The organism is Micromonospora sp. NPDC005206 (assembly GCF_040608175.1).
GTDB lineage: Bacteria > Actinomycetota > Actinomycetes > Mycobacteriales > Micromonosporaceae > Micromonospora.
In genome coordinates this window covers 1-9,317 of the sequence record NZ_JBEXHU010000054.1, presented here as the reverse complement: position 1 = coordinate 9,317, position 9,317 = coordinate 1, and the positions used below count along the sequence as shown (strand labels likewise).

Genomic DNA, 9,317 nt, shown 5'->3' with positions numbered 1-9,317 from the left:
CCGCCGACGCCGCCACCAAGCCCGCGCCAAGGCCAGCCACTACACCCGACAAGCCCTCATCGAGCCATGATCACGATCCCCGGCTGGAGTACTAGGTCAACTGGAATGATCTGCTGCTGGACAAGCGCTCGAAGCCGGTCGATATATAGCGCGACCATCGGCGCGAAACGCGCAAGCTCGTCGAGGCGCAGCCGGACGGCTATCCGGCCTTCGGTCGTCTGCTGGAAGACCGCGCCGAGGTGGCCGGATCCTCCGCCGAAGTACGCGGATCGGGGCGTGGACAGCGCCGCGAGTATGGCGGGTTCGGCGCGGGCGATCTCGTCGTAGAGGTCGCGACCGTCCACCAGATGACTGCGTCCACCGGTCTGCGCCGGTCGAAGACATGCGAGCATCAGGACGCGCGGTGGCCGGCATACAGCGGATCCTTCGGTGTGGGGCAACAGCTCGCGATCGGTGAAGCCCGCGAGGCTGGTCTTTCCGTCTTCGGACGCTAGCCGCTGGGCGATGGTGGTCACTCCATCGGAGTCGCTGTCGCGGTGCTCGCGGATTCTGATCAGTGACCGGGCTGCATAGAGCACATCGTCCCGATCGATTCCGCCCTGGAAGATCGTGATGCCGTGCGTGGTGAGGCCACTCAGGATGCGAGCCGTGCTGTCCGGGTCGCGTAAGTCCACGTGGGGCAGGTCGTCAACGTCGGGCATCTGGTCACCTCCGGCGAATCGCTCGTCGGCGTTCACCGTGGCCGCACCTACCGCATGGATCAAGTGACGGATTGTCAATGCCGAGCCGCCCTTAGCGAGCAATGACCGTGCTACGTTCCGGACGGTCCAGGTCCTGCACCAGTGGAGGGAATCCGGTCGATGAGCAACCAGCCGCAGCTGTTCCCTGTCTCCGTGAAGGGCGTCGTGGTTCGCAACGGCCGCGTGCTGTTGCTACGCAACGAGCGCGACGAGTGGGAGCTGCCGGGCGGGAAGCTGGATCTCGGTGAGGAACCGGCCGACTGCGTGACCCGGGAGATCGTTGAGGAGGTCGGCTGGCAGGTGACCTCTGGACCGCTGCTGGACGCTTGGCAGTACCACATCCGCGACGACGTCGATGTCCTGATCATCACGTACGGCTGCCACCTCGGCACCGACGCCGATCCGGTCGTCAGCCACGAACACAAGGAAGTCGGCCTGTTCACCGAGGCCGAGGTCGCGGCGCTGCGCATGCCAGACGGGTACAAGAGGTCCATCACGACCTGGTACGCCAAACTCAGTGCCCGAGTCATGTAGGCGACCGACGATGCAGTGCGGCGGTTGCGGGGCGAGGGTCGGCCGCTGGAGTGCGTCGCCGCTGTGCCCGGCGTGCCACGCCATCGCCGGTGCCGCCCTGCCAGTCCCTGGCCAGCGCCACGGAGGCTCGGCCTTGTGGTTGTGGACCAGCGATACCGCACGGGCCGCGCTGGCCAGCGGCGATCTCGCGGTCATCATTCGCACCTACCGGGCCGCGACCGGAGTGAGCCAACGACGTCTTGCGGAGTTGCTCGGCTACGACGCGACGTACATTTCGATGATCGAAACGGGGCGGCGGGAGATTAGCGATGTCGCCACCCGGCTACGGATTGCACGCCACCTCGGCGTGCCTGCGCACACGCTCGGGGTGAGCGACCCCGACGACGCCGACTTCACCGCGATGCTCCAGTTCGGCGAGTCGACTATCCGCCTCGCCGCGATCGCACGGCAGTCCGGGCGCGGCGCCGAAGCCGTCAACGAGCTCTGGCCGCTGGTCACCCGCTTGGAGAGCCGGGTCGCCGACGGGCATGTTGAGCGGGATGTGATGCTCCTGCTTGCACGTGCCCGCGCCGAACTCGGCGTCTCACTCGGCTACGTCTTGCCCGAGGAGCGACTGGTCAGTGCCGCCCGCTGGACCGGCCGGGCGCTGTGGCTGGCCGAACACCTCCACGACCAGGACCTGATCGCCTTCACCCTCCGCGTGCACGGCAACGAGCTGCGCAAGGTCGAACGGCACCACGCCGCCGTTGCCCGACTTCGACGCTCAGTCGAACTGGTGCCTGATCCCGACCGAGGTGCCGCCCTGGTACAGCTCGCCCGAGCCGCCGGCGAACTCGGCGACCCCGTCCTGTTCGACCACGCCATCACCAGCGCCTGGCAACTGGTCGACGCCAAACCCGGCACAGGACTCACCAGCCTTCACGCCCTCCATGAAGTGCACCTGCGCGGGCTGGTTCACACACGCCGACACGACCTGGCCACCGACCTGCTCGATCGCCACCGTATGTCCACCACCGCGATACCACCGCAATGGCAGGCGATTCTCCACGTCACTACCGGCGAAGTGCTCTTGGCCTGCCGCGGCACATCCCAAGCCGAAGCGGCGTTCCAGGCTGCCATCGCCATCGCCGAGGAGCACCGCCTACCTCACCAGATCCAGCGCACCCTCCGGGCCTGCACGTCGCATCTTCCCGCTGTCGGGGAGCTCGCGCGCCAAGCGCTGGACAGGCTCCGCGTCCCCGAGCCCAACCCGGCCGGCATCCAGGCACCATAATCCCGCATTGCGTTGTGCACCGCGGCGATAGCGACCAGTCGGGAGCCGGTTGCGAGGTCGAGGACATGGCGACCGGCCACGGTGTCCGGGTGATCGAGGATGTAACGCGCGAGACTCTGCCCGCCGGTCCAGGCCGACGCCTAGAACGGCGGCGGGAGGACGTGCCCCGCCTCGGCTTCGAGCCGGGCCCAGAGGACGATCGCGTCCTCGGCTATGACCAGTCGCACCTCTGGCACCAGGGCCAGCCGGAGCCGGTCGGTGCTGGCGGTCCCGGCCGCGACTCGGGGGCTTACAGCGCGTGCAGCACCAGCGGTTCGAGGCCGGGCAGGACCGCGGTGTCGGAACGGATCGGCTTTCGCCGGTCCGTGGTCTCAGCCACCGCCGTGGCGACGGGCGAGGCCTCGTCGCCACGCACGGCGGAGTCAAACGTCAGACCAGCCGGATGTTGGCGGCCTGAAGGCCCTTTTGGCCCTGCTCGACGTCGAACTCGACCCGCTGGTTCTCGTCCAGGCTGCGGAACCCGCTCGATGAGATGGCGGAGAAGTGGGCGAAGACGTCAGCGCCGCCGCCATCCTGCGCGATGAAGCCGAAACCCTTGTCCGCGTTGAACCACTTGACTGTGCCGAATGCCATGTCTTCTCCTCTGAGTAGCTGATGGAGCCATGTACGGGCCCTCGGTTGTCGTCGCTGCTGGTCCGGAAGAACCGGCAGAACAAAGAGCGCCTGGCGGGTTAGGTACCCACCAGGCGCTGGCAAAGTATGCGACAAACCGAAGGCTGCAACCCGGTGAGGCTAGCACGGGGGCGGCGCCCGCGCGGTGTCTTCGCTGTCAGCGCTGACCGCGCCGGCTACCAACCCGTGTGCCGGGAGAGAACGCCGCGGCGCCCCGTGGCGCGGACGTGGTTTCCGCGGCACTCGCCCGACGACTTTCCGAGCCTGTCCCGCGCGCCGCGCGGGCGGTCGATCCGCCCGTCGCTGTGCGCGGATCCGGGCGCCCCGTGGCGCTGTGGCCTCGTCCGTGATGCGGCGCCGTCGTCGCTACGGGAGGCGTCACGAAGCGGCGCTCGCCCGGGGCGAGTTCGGTGAGCAGCGAGTCACCGGGGCCAAGCCGGGTAATCGTCGGGTTGATGCCGGCCTGGCGGGTGAGGTCGCGCACGTCGGTGACCTGGTCGTCGGTCATCAGGGTGACGACGGTGCCGCTCGCTCCGGCACGCGCGGTCCGCCCCGAGCGGTGCAGGTATGCCTTGTGCTCGGCCGGAGGGTCGGCGTGGATCACGAGAGCCACATCGTCGACGTGGATACCGCGCGCCGCGATGTCGGTCGCGACAAGTGTGCGGGCGTCGCCGGCGGAGAACGCCGCCAGATTGCGGGTTCGGGCGTTTTGCGCCAGGTTGCCGTGCAGCTCGACGGCGGGCACGCCCGAGGCGACCAGTTGACTGGTCAGCTTCTTGGCGCCCCGCTTCGTGCGGGTGAACACGAGCGTGCGCCCCGGGGCGGCCGTCAGGTCGATCAAGACGGGGAGCCGATCATCGTGACGCACCCGGAGCACGTGGTGGGTCATCGCGGCGACCGGGGACATCACCGAGTCGACGCTGTGGGTGACTGGGTTGGAGAGGTACCGCCGCACGAGGACGTCGACGCCCGCGTCGAGCGTCGCCGAGAACAGCAGCCGCTGGGAGCGGGGCGGTGTTGTGTCGAGGAGTCGCCGTACGACCGGCAGGAAGCCCAGGTCGGCCATGTGGTCCGCCTCGTCGAGCACCGTGACCTCGACGGCGTCGAGGATCGCGTGGCCGGTCGACACGTGGTCGGCGAGCCGACCGGGACAGGCGATGAGGATATCGACCCCGGCACGCAGTGCACCGACCTGTGGCCGCGCGCTCACCCCACCGAAGACCGTCAGGGTCCGCAGCGACAGCGCGTTGGCCAGCGGTGCGATCGCCGCCTCGATCTGGGTCGCCAGCTCGCGAGTGGGCGCCAGGATGAGCGAGCGCGGGCGGCCGGGCAGCCGCGGAGACGTGGCGGCCGAGAGCCGGGCGAGAACCGGGAGAGCGAAGGCGTATGTCTTGCCCGATCCCGTCCTGCCACGACCCAGCACGTCGCGTCCGGCGAGTGAATCCGGGAGCGTCGCGGCCTGGATCGGGAATGGCGTGCTGATGCCCGCCTGCTCGAGCGCGGCGACCAGGCGGCCGGGCACGCCGAGGTCAGCGAAGGAGGTGGGCGTGACAAGGGGCGTCGTGCTGGCGCGGCGTGCCGCCATGGGAGTCTCCGAACGTAAAAGGGGTCGCCCTGCACGGCGCTGACCGATTGGTCGCGGCGCGTGGTGGTCGACATCAAATGCAGGCCGTGGTCGGAACCGGCGGACCGGTTGATCAATCTACCCGCGCCCCGGCCCAGGCCGTACACGATGGCTTTTTGGGTTAGGGTTCGACGGGCCGAGCGTCCAAACGCCCCCCGGCGAGCGGCCGGATGCGCCCCGCTCATTTTCCGCACCCGGCTTGCATGTGCGAGCGGGTGGGTCGGGCGTTGGCGCGCAAACTTGGAGCAGTTCTTGACTGATGTAACCGCGCATGACTCGAATTTGTTCCGTGAAGCACCGGGAGCAGATGCGCCTTTCGACCACACACCTGCCGTTGACGCAAGCTTGGCTGCGATGACTCGCCTGCGCACCCCGTTCCGTCTCGAGGGTGACCCCGACCGGAAGCCGACGACCGGCGCCCATCGCCCGCTCGTTAGGCATCACGACGCCACGGAGCCCAGTCAGTAAAGGCTACCCCGGGTGTCGGTTCGACGCGTCGTAGGTACCGACGTCCTGTGCAGGTGGATCAGCTGGATCAGCACCTCTCCACGACTGGACCAGCAATTGGGGCGGCGGCGGACCGCCGCTCGGCCTTGCCCGCATACATTTTCGCGTCGGCCATCCCGATCAACGTGTCCCCGTCGAGGGTGCTGCCGCGACCCGCGACCGCCGCACCCATCGTGCCCCCGGTCGGGGTGGTCGCCCAGTGCAACGGCGCACTGTGTAGGCGCGGCCCGTCTCGGCGCCGGCGATGAGAGTCGAACAGCTCATGACATGACCTGCTTGGGTCTGACTGGATGGCTGGGAGGTACGTCCGCCGAGGGAGTCGAAGGTGGTCGCCGTCGGCGCGCGGTTGAATCGCTTCGATCGGTCCGTGGATGCGCTCGCCGGACATCCGCTCAGGAAGGCAATGCCCGCAGGGTGAGGTGGCGTCATGCTGCGCACATCCGGACGGGCAGGTCACTCTCAGCGGTCCTCGGCGCCTCGGCCGTACGGCCCGCAGCAGTCGGGGCGGTGCCGGTACACGCGCAGGCCGCGTCTGCGCCGGCGGCCGAACTCGGGCGTGATCTCGTACAGGCAGGCCCGCGAGATGACGGCCTCCCCGCCGCCGGGCACCAGCGCCGTCAACCGGTCCGCCGCGCAGCAGCACGTCCACGTCCTCGACCGTACGCAACCCACAACCGCCGGGACGGGTTCTGGATCTGATGCTTCTCGGCCTCGGGACAGATTTGTCGGCCATCCGCTGCCGAATGACGCTGGTGTCGGCCTCGACCTCCTCCGCGCTGCGGTCGCCGCCCCCGGCGGGTGGCGCCAGGCAGCACGAGCGGTCGCATCGCCGCCCCGATGGGCAGGTCGAGTGCGGCGCATAGGCCGCATACCTTGGCCAGCTCCGGATACTGCTGCCAATCGCCGGCGAGCCAGCGGAACAGGGTCGAGCGACTGACACCGGTGTGCCTGGTGACGTCGCCCACGGTCCAGCCGCGGTCCTGCCGGGCGTCTTGGACTGCCCCACAACGAACTGGGCGAAGGCCGCCTGCGATGTGATCGCCACTGGGTCCATCCTCAGTCGTGACCCTTTATGAGCCCTTCGCATCGCCACAAGGTAGGTAGGTCGCACCCGCCCCCACGGTGAAATTGTCACGCGTCAGCGGGTTCTCCGCGCTGATCGCTTGCGTGGCGGGGTCAGCAGATCCGCGATCGTGGCGATCGCGCTCGGCACCAGCCGGTAGTAGGCCCACACACCGCGCTTCTCCCGCTCCAGCATGCCGGCCTCGGTAAGGATACGCAGGTGGTGACTGACCGTCGGCTGCGAGAGGCCGACCAGCGCGGTCAGGCCACAGACGCACGCCTCGCCCTCGGGGGCCGACTGGATCAGGCTGAGCAGCCGCAGCCGGGCAGGATCGGCGAGGGCCTTCAGGACCCCCGCCAGCCGCTCGGCATCGGTACGTTCGATCGACTCGCCGGCAAGCGGCGAGATCTGAGGCATAGTCATTTCAGCCAACGCAGTTCCCACATATTCCATCCTTCCACCAGCAGCATCCACCCACGCACATATCGCCAATGCACGATGCCTATGAGCGTGTTCGAGATGGTCTGATGTGGACGGCGTGACAGCGGCGACCGCGGCCGGGCTCGGTGTCCGGATGTCCGCTCGTCGTGGTTACCCCTCCGGCTTGTGCTCAGTGGGCGTTAATCGAGCCGCTGTTGCCGGAGCCGAACACCGACGGCCGGGCGGGAGAAACACCCTCGGAGGGATCGGCATCGGCCAGGGTCAGCCGGTCACCACTCAACTCCGCCCCCGGGGCCTGCCGAGTTTGATCATCCGTGCGAGCGAGCCTCAACGGTCGTGGCCCCCGCCGGGGCTCGGTGGCGGCGCTGCGTGGGGCGGGCCGGTCAGTACCCCGGTTCTCGGTGGGCCGGCCGGTGACCGGGTGGGATGGCCTAACCTTCGCCGGCCGGCTCGGCTCGGCCGTCGTGCCGGGCTTCTTCGCCGTGCCGGACCCGCTCCCGGTGCCGGAGCTGTTCTTCGTACCGGACCCGTTCTTGCTGGCGGGCTTGGTGTCCGGGACCAGGCGCTGGCAGTAGGCGTCGACCTGCGCGGCGCCACCGGCGGCGGCCACCAGCGGCTGGAACCCCGAGGTCTCTAGCGCCTTTTCCCGCTGGGCCGGCTTCTTGGCCAGGTACGCCCGGCACAGCCCGCCGAGCTGCACACTGTCCTCCGGACCGCTGCTCGGGCTCCGCCGGGCCGACGGGGCGGTCGGGGACCGGCCCGGATCGCCGGTGGTGGGCGCGCCACCGCCGGTCGGGGATCCGTCGGGGCGGCCGGTGGTCGGGGCGGGAGTCGCCGGACCAGACGGCGGAACCGTCTCCCCGGGAGGGTCCAACGTGACCGCCGCGAAGGCGGCGCCGGCGGTCGCGGTGGCGAGAACCCCGGCGGCCCAGGCCAGGGCGCCGGCGGTGAACCGGCGGCGGCCGGGGACCCGGGCGGGCGCGGATGCCGGGGCAGCGCGGGCCGCCCGGAAGGCCGCCAGCGCCCCCTGCTCCCCGGCCAGCTCGACAGGGCGCGCCGGGGCGGCCGCCGCGGCGAGCAGCCCGGCGAGCGGGTCGGCCCGGACGGCACCCTCCGTGGACGTTGCGGCGCGCGCCGCGTCGAGGAGCCGGTCGGCCGCGGCGCGGTCGGCGAGTTGGCCGGAGCGGCGGAAACTCATCCTGAATCCTCTCACGTCAACCATCCGCCGGTTCGGCGTGCGGCGCCTGCCTGCGCCGGTCGCCGCGCGGCCGCGCGCTGGTCTCGGGCGCGGCTGGTGGCTGGCTCGGGTCGTAGCGCTCGATCAGCCCGGCGAGCCGCCGCAACCCCCGGTGCGCGGCGGTCCGCACCGCGCCGGGCCGCCGGCCGAGCACCCGCCCGGCGGTCTCGGCGTCCAGGCCGATGACGGCCCGGAGCAGGACCGCCTCGGCTTCCCGGGGTGGCAGCATGGCGATCAGCGAGAGCGCGGCGTCGGTGCCGATGGTCTCCCCGGCTCGCTCGGCGGTGTCGGCGTCGCCAGCCAGCTCGCTGAGCGCGTGCATCGGCACCGGCAACGACGGGCGCCGGCTTTGCCGGCGCAGGTGGTCCATGGCCCGGTTCCGTGCGATGGTGACGGTCCAGGCCCGGAAATCGCCGCCGGTGAAGCTGGGCAGGTCCCGGGAGATCTGCAACCAGGTCTCCGACGCCACATCTTCCGCGTCGGCGCCCACCAGCGCGGTCAAATAGCGCAGCAGGTTCGGCTGGAGGGTGCGGTAGAGGAAGCGGAAGGCGTCCTCATCACCGGCCTGCGCCGCAGCGACGGCCTCGCTCAGCTCACCGGCCATGCCATGCCCGTTCCCCGGCCACGGGAACCAGCGGACGCCGGAGCCAGCGAACCCGATGACTGCCTGGTCCGCTGACCGGACCTGAGTCCACGCCTTTCAGCCCCCCACTAACCTGATCGCGCTCGCGGCTGCGGCAGCCCGGGCGGCACGCCCAGACACTCGCCACGACGAACGGCCATCGGCGCACTGCCACGCCGGCGCGGTGAAGCGGCCCCAAGTCGGGCAACGGTAGGAACTCACCACCCCACCAATAGGTCGGCACCACGTCACAGTAACGCCCACCTCATGTGAGGGCGAAAGCACCGGAGCGAGCCCAAGCTCCTTACTTACTTCGCTAGGGAAGGGCATGGGCGAGTGCCCCTGGAGGCCCTCGACTTCTCTCTGTTGGTCGCGGCGCGGGCCTCTGACCTGCTGATGTGAGGTCGTGTAAGGCCGTGTGAGGCACTGTCAGTCCTCACGACACCTTCCTCGACCGCCTGTGGTCATACCGTCGACCCACCGGCCAGGCACCCCCACTCACCGTCCGTCTGTCAAGCCCCGGGTTTGATGGAGAGTTGGTTAGCTGGTTTTCAGGGGTGCGGTGACCGGGTGGGTCATCGCGTGTAGGGCTTCGTGTTCGGCG

At 69.8% G+C, this 9,317-nt stretch carries 11 protein-coding genes and 2 pseudogenes; 2 read left to right on the top strand and 11 right to left on the bottom strand.

Going from position 1 to position 9,317, the window contains the following annotated elements; all coding sequences use genetic code 11:
- Window positions 1-56: 56 nt before the first annotated feature.
- Window positions 57-737, bottom strand: coding sequence for a TauD/TfdA family dioxygenase (locus ABZU69_RS36460; protein ID WP_354968780.1), 681 nt, complete (start codon window positions 735-737; stop codon window positions 57-59).
- 123 nt (window positions 738-860) lie between these two features.
- On the opposite strand from ABZU69_RS36460, the gene ABZU69_RS36455 reads away from it, so the two are divergent.
- Complete coding sequence (locus ABZU69_RS36455; RefSeq protein WP_354968779.1) at window positions 861-1,274, top strand: NUDIX domain-containing protein; 414 nt, start codon at window positions 861-863, stop codon at window positions 1,272-1,274.
- A 133-nt stretch (window positions 1,275-1,407) separates the two neighbouring features.
- The gene (locus ABZU69_RS36450) at window positions 1,408-2,547 is read left to right on the top strand and encodes a helix-turn-helix domain-containing protein (RefSeq protein ID WP_354968778.1); all 1,140 of its coding nucleotides are present in this window, start codon (window positions 1,408-1,410) and stop codon (window positions 2,545-2,547) included.
- A 20-nt stretch (window positions 2,548-2,567) separates the two neighbouring features.
- On the opposite strand, the pseudogene ABZU69_RS36445 reads toward ABZU69_RS36450, so the two are convergent.
- From ABZU69_RS36445 to ABZU69_RS36400, 10 genes and pseudogenes are all read right to left on the bottom strand, one after another.
- Window positions 2,568-2,792 (bottom strand): annotated as a pseudogene (locus ABZU69_RS36445) (methyltransferase); the annotation flags it as partial.
- Between the two features lie 44 nt (window positions 2,793-2,836).
- A complete protein-coding gene (locus ABZU69_RS36440) occupies window positions 2,837-2,962 on the bottom strand; it encodes a hypothetical protein (protein WP_354968777.1) in 126 nt (41 codons plus the stop codon).
- A 14-nt stretch (window positions 2,963-2,976) separates the two neighbouring features.
- On the bottom strand, window positions 2,977-3,180 hold the full coding sequence (locus tag ABZU69_RS36435; protein WP_210908447.1) for a cold-shock protein: 204 nt from the start codon (window positions 3,178-3,180) through the stop codon (window positions 2,977-2,979).
- Between the two features lie 196 nt (window positions 3,181-3,376).
- Window positions 3,377-4,804, bottom strand: coding sequence for a DEAD/DEAH box helicase (locus ABZU69_RS36430; protein WP_354968776.1), 1,428 nt, complete (start codon window positions 4,802-4,804; stop codon window positions 3,377-3,379).
- 574 nt (window positions 4,805-5,378) lie between these two features.
- Complete coding sequence (locus tag ABZU69_RS36425; protein WP_354968775.1) at window positions 5,379-5,555, bottom strand: hypothetical protein; 177 nt, start codon at window positions 5,553-5,555, stop codon at window positions 5,379-5,381.
- 254 nt (window positions 5,556-5,809) lie between these two features.
- Window positions 5,810-5,999: pseudogene (locus ABZU69_RS36420) on the bottom strand (hypothetical protein).
- On the bottom strand, window positions 5,968-6,315 hold the full coding sequence (locus tag ABZU69_RS36415) for an XRE family transcriptional regulator (RefSeq protein WP_354968774.1): 348 nt from the start codon (window positions 6,313-6,315) through the stop codon (window positions 5,968-5,970). Before ABZU69_RS36415 ends, ABZU69_RS36420 begins: the two are co-directional and overlap by 32 nt.
- A 173-nt stretch (window positions 6,316-6,488) precedes the next feature.
- Entirely contained in the window at window positions 6,489-6,866 is a 378-nt protein-coding gene (locus ABZU69_RS36410) for a metalloregulator ArsR/SmtB family transcription factor (protein WP_354968773.1), read from the bottom strand.
- 157 nt (window positions 6,867-7,023) lie between these two features.
- Complete coding sequence (locus tag ABZU69_RS36405) at window positions 7,024-8,052, bottom strand: hypothetical protein (RefSeq protein WP_354968772.1); 1,029 nt, start codon at window positions 8,050-8,052, stop codon at window positions 7,024-7,026.
- Window positions 8,053-8,068: 16 nt separating this feature from the next.
- Window positions 8,069-8,695, bottom strand: a complete 627-nt coding sequence (locus tag ABZU69_RS36400) for an RNA polymerase sigma factor (RefSeq protein ID WP_354968771.1) — start codon at window positions 8,693-8,695, stop codon at window positions 8,069-8,071.
- Between the last annotated feature and the right edge of the window lie 622 nt (window positions 8,696-9,317).

Coding starts and splice junctions, on each gene's coding strand:
- ABZU69_RS36455 (WP_354968779.1), top strand. CDS start 861: ATGAGCAACCAGCCGCAGCTGTTCCCTGTCTCCGTGAAGGGCGTCGTG.
- ABZU69_RS36435 (WP_210908447.1), bottom strand. CDS start 3,180: ATGGCATTCGGCACAGTCAAGTGGTTCAACGCGGACAAGGGTTTCGGC.
- ABZU69_RS36430 (WP_354968776.1), bottom strand. CDS start 4,804: ATGGCGGCACGCCGCGCCAGCACGACGCCCCTTGTCACGCCCACCTCC.
- ABZU69_RS36410 (WP_354968773.1), bottom strand. CDS start 6,866: ATGGAATATGTGGGAACTGCGTTGGCTGAAATGACTATGCCTCAGATC.
- ABZU69_RS36405 (WP_354968772.1), bottom strand. CDS start 8,052: ATGAGTTTCCGCCGCTCCGGCCAACTCGCCGACCGCGCCGCGGCCGAC.
- ABZU69_RS36400 (WP_354968771.1), bottom strand. CDS start 8,695: ATGGCCGGTGAGCTGAGCGAGGCCGTCGCTGCGGCGCAGGCCGGTGAT.